The following is a 14,263-nucleotide window of genomic DNA, read 5'->3' as shown; positions in this document are numbered from 1 at the left end:
TACGGACTCGTCCCGGGGAGCGTGACCGATCCGCATGACCAAGACCTTGAGCCTGGCCCTGTGCGCCGCCCTGCTGGGCGGCTGCGCGCACACGGGCGACACCAAGCGCAGCGCGACGACCGCCACCACGCCGAAGCCGGATACCTCACCCGCCTTTCCTAGCACCTACCAGCCGATTGCCTCGCCACCGGTGTTGATCAGCGGTGCCACCGTGCTGGTCGGCGACGGACGCCGTCTGGAAAACGCCGATGTGCTGCTGCAGGACGGCAAGATCGCCGCCATCGGCACCGGCCTGTCCGCCCCCGCCGACGCCATCCGCGTCGACGGCCAGGGCAAATGGGTCACGCCGGGGCTGATCGACATCCACTCGCACCTGGGCGTGTACGCCAGCCCCGGGGTGCGCGCAAGCAGCGACGGCAACGAGGCGGTCAGCCCGAATACCGCCCAGGTCTGGGCCGAACACTCGGTATGGCCGCAGGACCCCGGCCTGATCACCGCGCTGGCGGGCGGCATCACCACCCTGCAGATACTGCCCGGTTCGGCCAACCTGTTTGGCGGCCGAGGGGTAACGCTGAAGAACGTGCCCTCCACCACCATGCAGGGCATGAAGTTCCCCGGCGCGCCGTACGGGTTGAAGATGGCCTGCGGCGAGAATCCCAAGCGCGTCTACGGGCAGAAGGGCGGTCCGTCCACCCGCATGGGCAGCATGGCCGGCTACCGTGCCGCCTTCATCGACGCTGCCGAATACGCCCGCAAACGCAAGTCGGGCAGCCCGGGCAAGCGCGACCTCAAACTGGAGACGCTGGCCGGCGTGCTGGATGGCTCGGTCCTGCCGCAGATCCACTGCTACCGCGCCGACGAAATGGCCAACATGATAGATTTGTCGAAGGAATTCGGCTTCAAGATCGCCGCTTTCCATCACGGCGTGGAAGCCTACAAGCTGGCCGACACCCTCGCCGCCGAAGGCATCTGCGGCGCACTGTGGGCCGATTGGTGGGGGTTCAAGATGGAGGCCTTCGACGGCATTCAGGAGAACGTCGCCATCGTCGACCGCGATGGCAAGGGTTGCGCCATCGTGCATTCGGATTCGGATGAAGGCATCCAGCGCTTGAATCAGGAGTCGGCCAAGGTCATCGCCAACGCCGAACGCGCAGGCATGAACGCGATCACGCCGGAACACGCCATCCGCTGGCTGACCGCCAATCCGGCCAAGGCGATGGGCATTCTCGACCAGACCGGAACGCTGGAAGAAGGCAAGATGGCCGACGTGGTGCTGTGGAACCGCAATCCGTTCAGTTCCTATGCATTGGCCGAGCAGGTCTACATCGACGGCGCTCGCCTGTACGACCGCAACGACCCGGCCCATCGACCCGTTTCCGATTTCATGCTGGGCCAGGAGGCGACGCCATGATCCGTCGCTCCCTGCTCGCCGCCGCGCTGGCCGCGCTGGCCATCCCGGCCTGTGCCCAGAACGTGCTGATCCACGACGCCACCGTGCATACCGCCACCGCGCGCGGCACCCTGCAGCACACCGATGTGCTGGTGCGCGACGGCAGGGTCGCCGCCATCGGCAGCGGCCTGTCCGCCACTGGCGTGCCGGTGGTGGAGGCCAACGGCAAGCCGCTGACGCCGGCGCTGTTTGGCGGCATCACCGACATCGGCATCGAGGAAGTCTCCGGCGAATCGAGCACCGTCGATGATGCCGTCGACCTCAAAGGCGAACAGCCGGCGCGTCCCGAATTCGATGTCACCCTGGCCTACAACCCCGATTCGGTGCTGTTGCCGGTCGCGCGGGTGGAAGGCATCGGCTTCACCCTGCTGGCAGCCGGTCAGGGCGGCGCCTTCGTTGCCGGACAGGGTGCGATGATGCGGCTGGATGGCGGTCCGGACACGATCGGCCCGCATGCGCTGTTCATCCGGCTGGGCAGCAGTGCCGCCAGCCGCAGTGGCAATTCGCGCGCCGCGCAATGGATGCTGCTGGACCAGATGGTCGCCGAGGCGCGCGGGCGCGTCGCCAGCGATTCGCCGCATGCCCTGCTGACGCCCGCCGGCCGCAGCGTGCTGGCCAAGTATCTGGACGGCCAGGGACGCGTTGTCGTCGGGGTACAGCGCGCCGCCGACATCCGCCAGTTGCTGCGCTGGGCCGGCAAGCAGAACGTGAAGATCGCGATCGCGGGTGGTGCCGAGGCGTGGAAGCTGGCGCCGGAACTGGCGAAGGCCAGGGTGCCGGTGTTCGTCGATGCGCTGGCCAACCTGCCCTCCAGCTTCGACCAGATCAACGCCACGCTGGAGAACGCCGCCCGGCTGCGCGCCGCCGGTGTCGATGTCGGTTTCACCCAGAGCGGCGATGCTTCGCACAATGCGCGCAAGGTACGCCAGCTGGCCGGCAACGCGGTGGCCAACGGCCTGCCCTGGGACGACGGGCTGGCCGGCCTGACCCGGGTGCCGGCGCAGGCTTTCGGCATCGGCGACCGTCTGGGCGGCATCGCCGTCGGCATGAACGCCGATCTGGTGTTGTGGAGCGGCGATCCGCTGGACGTGGCCAACACCGCGCGCCAGGTCTGGCTGGGCGGTCGCGAAATGCCGATGCATTCGCGCCAGACAGAGCTGCGTGATCGCTATCTGCCGACGCCGAAACCGGCGTCCGAGGGCGGTCTGCCGCGCGCCTACCCCGGACAGTAGGCAGGACCAAAGCCGCCGCGGTTCAGACCACCCGGTTGCGGCCGGCATGCTTGGCCGCGTACATGGCCTGATCCGCGCGCCGGATCAGGCTAGCCACGGTGTCGGCGGGATTGCTCTCGGCCACGCCGATGCTGACGGTGATGTACACCGGAGCGCCCTCGACTTCCCTGCAATTGGATTCGATCTTCCGCCGCAGCCGCTCGGCGGTCTGCAGCGCGTCCTCGCCGTCGGCGCCCGGCAGACCGAGCACGAACTCCTCGCCGCCCAGACGACCCAACTGGTCCCCGTAATGCAGCTCCTCGCTGATCGCGCGCACCACGGCCCGCAGGCAACTGTCGCCCACGCCATGCCCATGATGGTCGTTGACCCGCTTGAAGTGGTCGATGTCCATGAACAGCACCGACAACGGCAACCCCTCGCGACGGGTATTGATGATCGCCCAGTCCAGCCGGTACTCGATGCCGCCTCGGTTCAGCACACCGGTCAGGTAATCGCGCTCGGCATGCTCCTTCGCGCTGTCGCGTTCGCGGCGCATCGTCAACGTGCGGTCGGCCAGCCCCAACGCCATTACCACCCCGGTGAAGGCCAGCATCAGCGGCATGCCGTATTCCATCCAGCCGGGCATCGGCCGCTGCGACTCCAGCTGCACGGTGCGTGCGGCGATGAACAGCACCATCGGCACCCAGGCAATCAGCAGAATGCCCGCATGGCGTCCGCCCTTGCGCCAGGCGGCGTACAGACCGACGATCCCCAGCGCGCTGCTGGCCACGAACAGCGCGTTGCTCGCATTCGGCAGCCACCCTTTGGCCTGTAGCCACGGCAACGCCTGCAACAGCAACAGCAGCATCGGCAGGTAGATGCCCAGCCAGCGCATCGCCTGGCTGATCCGCGGTACCCGCCAGCGCATGCCGGCATAGGCCAGCAACAGCATGGTGGCCGACACCATCGCCAGTACGCTCACGATCCAGACGCCATAGGTACCGAGCGGCGCCAGCTGCCGCAATACCGGCATGGCATAGCCTTCGCCGGACAGGTACAGCAGCGACAAGGTCTGCAGCGACAGGGTGACGGTGTACAGCAGATAGACCGCTTCGCGCAGCATGACCCAGAACAGCAGGACCGTCAGTGCCAGACCCACCAGCACACCTGCGACCAGCATGAAATTCCGCAGATGCCGCTGATCGCCGCGCTGGTACGCCGCCTGCGGCACCACGGCGACGCGTGGCGGGTAGCGCGCATTCTCGACCCGGACCCGGACCGGTCCCCGCACACCCAAAGGAAACACCAGGGCTTGGCGCGAAAATCCGGCATCGAGTTCCGCGTCGAACACGGATTTCTCATGCCACGCGCCGTCACCTTCCTGCACGCCCACCCGTGCCGAATAGGCGTGCGAGATCACCAGCAGCGGCGTATCGATGCCCGGCTCAGTTTCGATTTCCCAAGTTCCGTTGCCCAGCGACCAGCCGACAGCGAGTTCGGAACCCTGTTCCTGCCGGGAATCGACCTTCGATTGAGCGGAATTGCCCGTATCGTTGACTGGCGTGACGCGGACAATGCCGGCGTTCCCGGCCATCGCCGCAAAGGCAGGCAAGACTAACAACCCGCCCCATGCCACGAAAACCGGTAACCACCCCTGCTTCATGCCGCACCTTGCTCCTTGGGCGATCAAGTGTCTTGTCCTCACATGAACCGGGCAAGACGGCAACCACAGTTAACGTGATGGCCGTCACATATTTTACGGTCGTGGCCGCAACATCGTTGCCTGCTCCCCGGAATTTGTCTCTGTTCACGATGCTTTTGTGACTCGTATCACTTTTCTCCGACCGCCTGCGCACAACCTCCAGGCAAGCCGCTACTGTTCCGGGCCGGGGAACTCAAGAAAGCCAGAGGGGAACACATGCGCATCGGGATCGTCGTCGATTCGGCCTGCGACCTGCCAGCGGACTACATCGACCGCAACGACATCGTGGTGCTGCCGATCACCGTGCGCATCGGCGAGGCGATCCTGGCCGACCACCGCGATGAGGAGGCCACGTTGAGCTTCCTGCATGCGCACGTGGCCGAACGCGGGCACGAAGCGGAGACCACGCCGTTCACCGTCGACCAGATCCGCGACCTGTTCCTGCAGAAGCTGGTCATCGACTACGACCATGTGTTCTGCCTGACCATCTCCAAGCTGCGCAGCCACATCCACGAAAACGCGCTGCAGGCCAGCTTCGCCATCCTCAACGACTACAAGCCGGTCCGCCGCGCGGCCGGACACAATTCGCCGTTCGCGCTGCGCGTGATCGACACCCTGAGCCTGTTCGCCGGCCAGGGCATCACCGCGGTCGAGGCGGTCAGGATGCGAGACGAAGGCGCCAACGTCGCACAGATCCGTGCGCGGATCGAACAGCTGACCGAGAACACCTACGGCTACATGATCCCGCGCGATCTGTACTACCTGCGCAATCGCGCGCGCGCCAAGGGCGACCGCAGCGTCGGCCTGATCGGCGCCACACTGGGCAGTGCGCTGGACATCAAGCCGGTGATCCGCGCTTTCCGCGGCGAAACCGAGCCGGTCGCCAAGCTGAAGGGGTTCGAACCGTCCGCGCAGAAGCTGTTCGAGTTCACCGCCGGCAAGGTGCGCGAAGGGCTGATGACGCCTACCGTGTGCATCTGCTACGGCGGCGAGCTGGAGGAATTGCGCATGCTGCCCGGCTACACCCGGTTGCGCGAAATCTGCGCCGAGCATTCCGTCGACGTCTACGAAAGCGTGATGAGCCTGACCGGCATGGTCAACGTGGGCAAGGGCGCGGTCGGCATCGCCTTCGCCGCAGATCCGCACAAGTTCGCCACCTGATCCGTCATCGCGGGGATTCGGTTACCCTTCCGGCCTGATCCTGCCGAAGGGGCTCGCCGTGACGGCCCGCTACTACATCACCCTGCCCGACCCGGAACAAGCACGCGCCGCCGGCCCGTTCGCCTTCCGTTCCCACAGCGCCGAAGGCCTGGCCGAAGAGTTGCAGGACGCCTTGCGCGGCGATGCGCTGTTCCAGCGCTGGCTCGGCGCGCAGGACGACCCGGATGCCACCGACGGCAGTCTCGCCGCGGTCGATCCGCAGGCCAGCGTCAAAGGCGAACAGCACGACCTGCACGTCGACCTGATCGTCGTCACCGCCATTCCCGGCGCGGTGTTCCGCCATCGCATGGGCCTGCTGGCCGGCAGCGCTTGGCGCCTGCACGACGTCTCGTCGGCCTGAGCCTGTCGTCCGCGCCTTATCCCTGTTTCAACATTCCTGTTTCAACGCGGCAGCATGATGTGCGAAATGCTCGCCAATGAAACTGGCGATGAAGTAGTAGCTGTGGTCGTATCCGGGACGTAGCCGCAAAGTCAGCGGATGCCCGGCCGCCTCGCAGGCGGCCTGCAGCAATTGCGGCCGCAGCTGCCCGTCGAGGAATTCGTCATCGCCGCCCTGATCGATCAGCAGCGGCAGTTTTCCGTCTGATGTTTTCACCAGTTCGACCGCGTCGTACTGCCTCCACGCAGCAAGGTCATCTCCAAGATAGGCACTGAACGCCTTCTGCCCCCACGGCACCTGGCTGGGCGCGACGATCGGCGAGAACGCCGACACACTGCGGTAGCGCCCGGGATTCGCCAACGCCAGGGTCAGCGCGCCGTGTCCGCCCATCGAATGACCACTGATGGCGCGCGCATCGTTCACCGGAAAATTCGCCTCGATCAGTGCAGACAGCTCGTCGACGAGATAATCGCGCATCCGGTAATGCCTGGCCCACGGCTCGCGGGTAGCGTTGAGGTAGAAGCCTGCGCCCTGGCCGAGGTCGTAGCCGGCATCGTCGGCCACGTCCTCGCCGCGCGGGCTGGTATCCGGTGCGACCACGACGATGCCGTGCTCAGCCGCATAGCGCTGTGCCCCGGCCTTGGTGATGAAGTTCTGCTCGCTGCAGGTCAGCCCCGACAGCCAGTACAGCACCGGCAGCCTGGCGCCATCTTCCGCCTGTGGTGGCTGGTAGACGGCAAAGTTCATCGTGCAATCCAGCGTCGCCGATTCATGCCGGTACACATCCTGCCAGCCGCCGAAACAGGCGCGATGTTCGATCCGTTCCATCAGTAATGCACCACGCTGCGGATCGACTTGCCCTCGTGCATCAGATCGAAGGCGGTGTTGATGTCGTCCAGCGGCATGGTGTGGGTGACGAATGGCGCCAGTTCGATATCGCCCTTCATCGCATCCTCGACCATGCCCGGCAATTGACTGCGCCCCTTCACCCCGCCGAAAGCGGTTCCCATCCACTTGCGACCGGTGACCAGCTGGAACGGCCGCGTACTGATCTCCTGCCCGGAGCCGGCCACGCCGATGATCACGCTCTGGCCCCAGCCACGGTGCGCGCATTCCAGCGCCGCGCGCATCACGTTGACGTTGCCGATGCATTCGAAGCTGTGGTCCACGCCCCAGCCGGTCATCTCCACGATCACCTGCTGGATCGGGACGTTGTGGTCCTTCGGGTTGACGCAGTCGGTGGCACCGAATTGCTTCGCCAACTCGAACTTCGACGAGTTGGTGTCGATGGCAATAATTCGCCCGGCTCTGGCCTGACGCGCACCCTGGATGACCGCCAGGCCGATCCCGCCCAGCCCGAATACCGCCACCGAATCGCCTTCCTGCACCTTGGCCGTATTGTGCACGGCGCCGATGCCGGTGGTGACCCCGCAACCCAGCAGGCAGACATGTTCGGGATTGGATTGCGGATTGACCTTGGCCAGCGACACCTCGGCGACCACGGTGTATTCGCTGAAGGTCGAACAGCCCATGTAATGATAGAGCGGCTGACCGTTGTAGCTGAAACGGCTGGTACCGTCGGGCATCACGCCCTTGCCCTGGGTGGCGCGCACCGCGGTGCACAGGTTGGTCTTGCCGCTCTTGCAGAACAGGCACTCGCCGCATTCGGCGGTATACAGCGGGATGACGTGATCGCCCGGCTTGACGCTGGTCACGTCTTCACCGACCTCGACCACCACGCCCGCGCCCTCGTGACCGAGTATGCACGGGAACAGGCCTTCCGGATCGTCGCCGGACAGGGTGAAGGCATCGGTATGACAGATGCCGGTATGAGTGATCTTCACCAGCACTTCGCCGGCCTTGGGTGGGGCGACGTCGATCTCGACGATCTGCAGGGGTTCGCCAGCGGCGAAAGCGACGGCGGCACGTGATTTCATGGGATTCCCTCCGTTCGGGCATTTATTTGAGATAGGAGCGCACCAGGGCCACGGCATCGTCGATGCCAGCCTGATGCGTCGCCTTCGACGGCGACGATTGGACTAGGGTCTCGCGCAGGTGGCTTTCCAGCACCTCGGACATCAAGCCGTTGACCGCGCCGCGCACCGCCGCCAGCTGCTGCAGCACCGGCGCGCAATCGGCACCCGCATCCAGCGCGCGTTCCAGCGCATCCAGCTGACCGCGGATCCGGCGAACCCGCGTTAGCGCCTTCTTCTTGTCCTCCGGCGAATGAGGCATGGATGACCACCCGTCTTGATACTGGTGGGGAGTATACGACAACCAGCGGCACGCTTCTGCCTAATCGCAATAGCCTGATCTGCCGACTGTGCCAATACCGAGCCCCTGCCAGCCCGGGCAAGTGATCGCCATCGGCAAGATGGCATGTGGTCAAAAGACTGAGTGAATACCGCAATTACTCAAATTTCGAATGACTATTCTTTTCCAAAAATTAGGACCAGTATCAACAACCCCACAACGATTCCGTGCAGTGTTAAGGCATACCATGCAGGAGACAGGGACACGCCTTTCCTTCTGTGGTTTACCAGCAACAATATGAAGGCCGTCACCGCGAATATCAGGCCATAGAGGCCATGCAGAAGAAGAATAAGCGCAACTCCAATCGACCTGGACATGCCTAAGCCGCCCTGAGCTTATGGATATAAGGAATTTGCCAACAGCCCAATCAGTACGGCTACAATTCCAACGGGAAAGGCATATAAAGGAATACGACCCACCTGAATTTTATCTGGCATGCCAATTACCTAACCCAAATCGAGTAACGAATTCTCACGACGTTTTGTTACTCCAAACTGTACCGCCCATCAATCTGCAAGGATGGCCGTACGCAAGCATCCATTTCGCATTCCACAAGGGAGGCGACATCTATCCACATAGACATCGATTGTGAGTGGGTTGGAGTTTATGCCGCACCTGGACGCAGGCGTATCGAGTCGAGGATGGCGTCCCACAACTCCAACGCCTCTTCGTCGGATTCGAATGCTGGCGGTGGTGGGTTGCCATCGTCACCCTCGCCGCGCTCAAGCACATTCAACTCCAAGCTCAATGTGGGCGAGGCAAGCGAATCGTCCTTGCCTTGCGACTCCCACTTGAAGCCATAACTCCGCTCGCCGTTGGCACTGGCCGCAATCAAGTATTCCTCGGCCCGGATTGGCCCGATGTTGCGCTTGCCTTTGCGCAAGGTATGCAGGCCGGCGATGCTTTTGGCAATTCCCTGCAAGAAGCCATCAGCGCGCTCCAGCAAGGTGGTTTCCGTGGTGCCCGTACTGCTCCAGAATGAAATCTGCATCCCGGGATGTTCTGGCATCTGCACCCCTGCACGAACCGATTCGGACTGGAAGGTATTGCCGGCAATGAAACCGCCGTCGATGCAGAATCCGGGGTCAGTGGGGATTTCGCTGGGGGTACGAGAGCGGATATTGCGAGCGAGTATCTCTATAAAATTCAAAGACGATTGCTGCTTGTCAGGCGATACTTTGCCGGTGTATTCGTATGCCACCCTTGAGTCTGGGGTAACCAAGTAGGTGTCTCTCCTCATCAAAGACTTTCTGTTCGAGCTATCCCATGAAAACAGGCTGGTGGATTGAAATTGCGCGTATCGACCTATAAACATACTTCCGCCTTCTTCATGAGGCTGCACCTTCAGTTCTTTCTCTCGCTGATCAATGCCAGATGCCAGCGACGAAGGTGAGCCCTGCAAACGTTTAATCTTCTTCCCCCCATATTTCATAGCTTGCGGTCACCCTGACCGATGGTGGCAGGTCCACCAGAAAGCGGCCGAAGCAGTACGTGCTCCATCCAGTCGTGTCCATGGCATTACTCCGGGTGGCTTGGCCGGGATACGCGCAGGCGGACACCGCCGCCAGCGCAATGCAGCACATCAAACGCAGCGATTTCATCGGATTCAACCCTTGTCATTAGGATGCCAGTCGGCCTGTTGCGCCAATTTGACCATGCTATACAACGTGGCCCATTGCGCGCGATCGCCCTTGTCGTTGTAGCTGTTCTGATGGTCGTAACCTTCACGCGCTGTCGCATACTGGCCGTTGCCGAGCGAGCCTTGCCGGAAGCTGGCCCTTACCCCGGCTCGACTTGGCGCGGCGCCGGAAGGCTCACTGACCGTGCCGTCGCCTGCACCATGGACGGCGATAATTTCCGGTGCGGTGCGCGTGCCGCGACGGCGGTAACTACCATTGCCATCGTCGCAAGGCGCGGAGGCGTCAAATGGAAGCTGAGCCCGGGCGCAAGCGAATCGATTCGATGATCGCATCCCAGAGACTCACAGCTTCGTCATCATTAAGGGAGGTATCGACTTCCTCCGTCGACATGGATGCAGGGTCCGGGGTTACTGGGATGTAGGAGGGAAGTCCCTTGGTCGGTAGATTCGGGATCCTCCCGCCAGTTTTCATCCTCAACTGCAATACGGCCGATCCAATTCCAGGCGACAGCGGATAAGATTCGATGCTGAACGCATGTTGGGTTCGCCCATCTTCCCGATGGCGCCCAAGCCATTCTTCCGCCGGCATGCCGGCCAATTGTGTCTGCCCCTTGCGGAACACTTTGGGACCAAATCCGAACGTGGACATTACAGAATCAATGCGGTCCACCAGTCGTGAAGCATCCCCGTCCTGCTTGAAGGTATTCATTTCAATATCAAGACTCACATCCCGATGGGCGCGATTTCCATCTCGAAAATGGACATCTGCCAATTCATAGTCGTTCTCTGCATCAATCACGATTGGACCCAAGCAGAATCCAGGGCCCGCATTCTTTAAATCGGAAACGGCATGAATTCGCTTTGCAAGCTTTATTAGTCTGGCCTCCACAGGGGCAATCACCCCCTGATATGAATTTGCCTTCAGAAAAACATGCACCCCTGAAATCAATAGGTGAACTTCATGAACCTGAGACCGATCGGATATATCACTTTTTTGATAGCGCAGAAGAACTTCATCAGATTCAATCTCTTCTTTCAGAAGAAGCATTGATCCATTCGTCACATCACTTGTTTCTGCCGCAATCTGCTCACTCCGCTTCTCCACAGCGGCGATATACTCATCAGAGCTTATCCCTTCTTCGGAAATTTGAACATCCACAGTCTCAAAATTTTCATCGCGACCAAAATATAAAGTCACAGAACTGACCCGATAATTAACTCGAAAGGTTTCTGGTAAATCAACCAAAAACCTGCCAAAGCAATGCGTCTTCCAGTCCGTTGTATCCATGGGATTCACCTTCGCATGACCACAGCCAGATACGAACACGCACAAGCCGGCGATGAAAAACCACTTGCGCACAACCAAGAATTTACTGCGCATGCCAGTCGGCAAGCTGCGCCAGCTTGGCAATGCTATACAGCGTTGCCCACTGTGCACGCGAGTCGTTGTAACTGCTCTGGTGGTCATATCCCTCGGCCTTGTTGAAGGTCCCGCCCCCCCCCATGTTGCCGTGGCGGAAGCTGGGTTTCACGACTAATGGCCGCATGCTGTCGTCGGACTCGGTGGCGTCGTTGCGTTGGAAACGGATGCTGTCACCCGCTGCGCAGGCATCGTCCGACAGGGTCGTGCTGTCGGCGAAGATCAGTAGCCGATGCCCGGCCGGCGCCGAGGCGTCAAATGGAAGCTGCGCCAGGGCGCAAGCGAATCGATTCGATGATCGCATCCCAAAGGGCAACCGCTTCGTCGTCATCCTTGAAAGGCGGCTGGTAGGGATGCTCTTCATCGACCACGCTCTGGCCCAGCACTTGAAGCTCGACCGTCATATACGGCGCGGCTATCGAATTCGCCTTGCCAAGAGCCTCCCACGTGAATCCGTAGATCTTTTGCCCATCTTCTTCCGATGTCATCAAGTACTCGCCGCCGGGAATCGAACCATGGTCGCCGGTATTGCGCTTCCCCTTTCTCAGCAGCTTGCCACCCTGCAGCAATACTGCAGCTTCTACCGCCCCGGCGCGGTCCAACAGCGTCTCCTTGTCCACTTCACCCTGTGTCGTGACGAATAGAGTGATGTTCATTCCCGGATGCTTTGGCAGGGTCACTCCTATGTTGAACGACTCTGACTGAAGATCGTCACCCGCAATGAAAGCTCCATCAATGCAGTAGCCGGAGCCAGATGGAATTACATCCATCTCCAAGGAGGAGATATTTGACGAAATTTTTTCTGCAAAACTCTGAGATGAATGTTGTTTATCAATCTCCACCAAAGATTCCATTTGATAAACAAAACCCTTGGGAGGAGCAACAAAATATGTGCTCATCCACATAAATTCCGAAGATCTTGCTGAATCCCAGCGAAGAACCCCAGTAGATCCATTATCATACCCAATGGTCTTTATGTACATAGATCCGGAGCCCTTATGGCTCGCCGACTTTAAATCGTCTTCAATGCTGCTTATTTTCCCGTCGAGAGATTTGAAATCAATTGAAGTTCTTTTGAATTCATTACTCCATATCTTGTACATCTGACTGACTCTTGCCTTTGGCGGCAAATCCACCAAAAATCTGCCAAAGCAATGCGTCTTCCACCCTGTTGTATCCATAGGATTCACCTTCGCATGACCACAGCCTGATACGAACACGCACAAGCTCGCAATGAAAAACCACTTTTGAAAAACCAGCAATTTACTGCGCATGCCAGTCGGCAAGCTGCGCCAGCTTGGCAATGCTATACAGCGTTGCCCACTGCGCACGCGAGTCGTTGTAACTGCTCTGGTGGTCATATCCCTCGGCCTTGTTGAAGGTCCCGCCCCCCATGTTGCCGTGGCGAAAGCTAGTCTTTACCCCCGCCATGCCCGGCGCTGCCCCCGATAGTATCGGAACCGTGCTGTCGCCAGACCCTCCCTCCCCCGAGCGCAGGCTAGCTCCGGTAATGGTACTGGTAACCGCTCCCATGGGCGTCGGGATGATTTCCGTTCTTGAGTAGTTTCCGTTCTGGTCATCGAAATATTCCGAACCCATCTTGCTCACCTCCCCCACCCATTCTATCGATGTCCAGCTGTCGCGCCTGCTATCTGCCCCATAGTGCGCATAAGTTTGATCATTATATTTGTGATAAATATCATGATGAAAATCAGAGACCATATTAATGGTTTTATAAAATCTCGCTCTTGCAGAAGCGATCGGACCCCCGCCTCCCAGGCTAGATAAGTCTAGATATTTAGAATTCCCCTGCGGCACCAATCCATACCAAGCGGGATTCTTGTAGATTTCCGTGTATGGGTCTTTTGTTGCCGGCAGCAGCGTCTTCTTGTGCGTACTCGTATCATGCAACGTCAGCCACGGATTGCCACTGTTGTAGTCAAATGTCGGCGCCAACTCAAGCGCTCCCGGCGCATTGGCAATGACTGCCACCACCTCGCCCGCATTCCTTCCCAGGACGACCTGCTCCAAGCCCGTATACCCGCAGCGCGCATGATGATAGAACGCCGGCGCCCCTGTCGCTGGCTGGACGCCACTCACCACACCAAGCACTTTGTCGTAACCATGTATTTCGGTCAGCGCACGACTGACCAGCCCACCCATGGAGTGAGTCACCAGAATCACTTTCTCGGCTGGTATGTTGCTGTCTTTGTAATATTTCAGAACCGTGTTCTCGATGTAATCCCTGACATCAAGACCGGATTGACGATTGGATTGAAGCCAGTTGTAGCCAGCACACCACACATCAAATCGATAATGAGCCGCCCGAACCAGCTCATCATGCGTCAAAGCCGGCGACTTGCGGCGCTCGCCGTACTCGGCAGGATCATTCAGCCCGTCTTTCTTCCATCCATCATGCAACGTGACAGATGCCGTTGGAGATTTCAAAGGTGCGCCCGAACTGAAGAATGCTATCGCATTCAATCTCTTCTGCATCAGCGCCATGATCGGGTGGTACGAGCTTTGCATGGCCGCGCCCCAACCACGGGCGCTTGCCACAGCCGTTGAGATACCTGAGTTACCTACGTCGATCGGGCCAGTCGGATCCACCTCGACAGCGTTCATGTCCAGCAATCCCTGCCGTGTCTTCGGACCTCGCCATATCCATGTGAACGCCGCGGAAAGTTTCCCGCCTACCGTATTCGGCGGCCGCCATACCGCGTCATTCTTGCCGCGTGTACGAAGATTTGTCCCCATGATGCCCGGTATGAACACGATGGGGATCACAGCGCTCGGCTTGTGATACAGCGTCTTCTCCCGCTGGTCAGTTGTCGCCGTAAGCTGCGGACGCCAAAGGCGCGCGCCCGTCTTCGGGTCGATGTACGAAGGGATATCGACACTTTCTTCTGAGTTTTCGCCCATCCTTAG

The 14,263-nt window shown here is 60.4% G+C and carries 13 protein-coding genes and 1 pseudogene; 5 read left to right on the top strand and 9 right to left on the bottom strand.

The window, feature by feature from the left end; all coding sequences use genetic code 11:
* Positions 1–154 precede the first annotated feature (154 nt).
* Positions 155–1,411: pseudogene (locus CSC70_RS03285) on the top strand (amidohydrolase); the annotation flags it as partial.
* Complete coding sequence (locus CSC70_RS03280; protein ID WP_162455187.1) at positions 1,408–2,682, top strand: amidohydrolase family protein; 1,275 nt, start codon at positions 1,408–1,410, stop codon at positions 2,680–2,682. The pseudogene CSC70_RS03285 and the gene CSC70_RS03280, both read left to right, overlap by 4 nt.
* Before the next feature lie 22 nt (positions 2,683–2,704).
* Here CSC70_RS03280 and CSC70_RS03275 read toward each other — a convergent pair whose 3' ends face one another.
* On the bottom strand, positions 2,705–3,841 hold the full coding sequence (locus CSC70_RS03275) for a sensor domain-containing diguanylate cyclase (RefSeq protein ID WP_162455186.1): 1,137 nt from the start codon (positions 3,839–3,841) through the stop codon (positions 2,705–2,707).
* 12 nt (positions 3,842–3,853) lie between these two features.
* On the opposite strand from CSC70_RS03275, the gene CSC70_RS03270 reads away from it, so the two are divergent.
* The 3 genes from CSC70_RS03270 to CSC70_RS03260 all read left to right on the top strand — a co-directional run bounded on the left by CSC70_RS03270 (position 3,854) and on the right by CSC70_RS03260 (position 5,924).
* Positions 3,854–4,279, top strand: a complete 426-nt coding sequence (locus CSC70_RS03270; RefSeq protein ID WP_162455185.1) for a hypothetical protein — start codon at positions 3,854–3,856, stop codon at positions 4,277–4,279.
* Positions 4,280–4,579: 300 nt separating this feature from the next.
* On the top strand, positions 4,580–5,524 hold the full coding sequence (locus tag CSC70_RS03265; RefSeq protein WP_162455184.1) for a DegV family protein: 945 nt from the start codon (positions 4,580–4,582) through the stop codon (positions 5,522–5,524).
* 58 nt (positions 5,525–5,582) lie between these two features.
* The gene (locus CSC70_RS03260) at positions 5,583–5,924 is read left to right on the top strand and encodes a hypothetical protein (protein ID WP_162455183.1); all 342 of its coding nucleotides are present in this window, start codon (positions 5,583–5,585) and stop codon (positions 5,922–5,924) included.
* Between the two features lie 27 nt (positions 5,925–5,951).
* Here CSC70_RS03260 and fghA read toward each other — a convergent pair whose 3' ends face one another.
* From fghA to CSC70_RS03215, 8 genes are all read right to left on the bottom strand, one after another.
* Positions 5,952–6,791 (bottom strand): S-formylglutathione hydrolase, encoded by an 840-nt coding sequence (fghA, locus tag CSC70_RS03255; protein ID WP_162455182.1) that lies wholly within the window; start codon positions 6,789–6,791, stop codon positions 5,952–5,954.
* Positions 6,791–7,900, bottom strand: coding sequence for an S-(hydroxymethyl)glutathione dehydrogenase/class III alcohol dehydrogenase (locus CSC70_RS03250; protein ID WP_162455181.1), 1,110 nt, complete (start codon positions 7,898–7,900; stop codon positions 6,791–6,793). The genes fghA and CSC70_RS03250 overlap by 1 nt, the downstream gene beginning before the upstream one ends.
* A gap of 22 nt (positions 7,901–7,922) precedes the next feature.
* Complete coding sequence (gene frmR / locus CSC70_RS03245) at positions 7,923–8,198, bottom strand: formaldehyde-responsive transcriptional repressor FrmR (protein WP_162455180.1); 276 nt, start codon at positions 8,196–8,198, stop codon at positions 7,923–7,925.
* Between the two features lie 682 nt (positions 8,199–8,880).
* The gene (locus CSC70_RS03240) at positions 8,881–9,708 is read right to left on the bottom strand and encodes a T6SS immunity protein Tli4 family protein (RefSeq protein ID WP_211369396.1); all 828 of its coding nucleotides are present in this window, start codon (positions 9,706–9,708) and stop codon (positions 8,881–8,883) included.
* A gap of 490 nt (positions 9,709–10,198) precedes the next feature.
* Positions 10,199–11,296, bottom strand: a complete 1,098-nt coding sequence (locus CSC70_RS03230) for a T6SS immunity protein Tli4 family protein (RefSeq protein ID WP_162455177.1) — start codon at positions 11,294–11,296, stop codon at positions 10,199–10,201.
* Positions 11,286–11,639 (bottom strand): hypothetical protein, encoded by a 354-nt coding sequence (locus CSC70_RS03225; protein ID WP_162455176.1) that lies wholly within the window; start codon positions 11,637–11,639, stop codon positions 11,286–11,288. The genes CSC70_RS03230 and CSC70_RS03225 overlap by 11 nt, the downstream gene beginning before the upstream one ends.
* A complete protein-coding gene (locus CSC70_RS03220) occupies positions 11,590–12,609 on the bottom strand; it encodes a T6SS immunity protein Tli4 family protein (protein WP_162455175.1) in 1,020 nt (339 codons plus the stop codon). Before CSC70_RS03220 ends, CSC70_RS03225 begins: the two co-directional genes overlap by 50 nt.
* Positions 12,599–14,257, bottom strand: coding sequence for an esterase/lipase family protein (locus tag CSC70_RS03215; protein ID WP_162455174.1), 1,659 nt, complete (start codon positions 14,255–14,257; stop codon positions 12,599–12,601). The genes CSC70_RS03220 and CSC70_RS03215 overlap by 11 nt, the downstream gene beginning before the upstream one ends.
* Between the last annotated feature and the right edge of the window lie 6 nt (positions 14,258–14,263).

This window comes from Pseudoxanthomonas kalamensis DSM 18571, from assembly GCF_010211745.1.
Lineage (GTDB): Bacteria > Pseudomonadota > Gammaproteobacteria > Xanthomonadales > Xanthomonadaceae > Pseudoxanthomonas_A > Pseudoxanthomonas_A kalamensis.
Note: the sequence above shows the minus strand (reverse complement) of the source record. Positions and strands in the feature narration are given on the sequence as shown.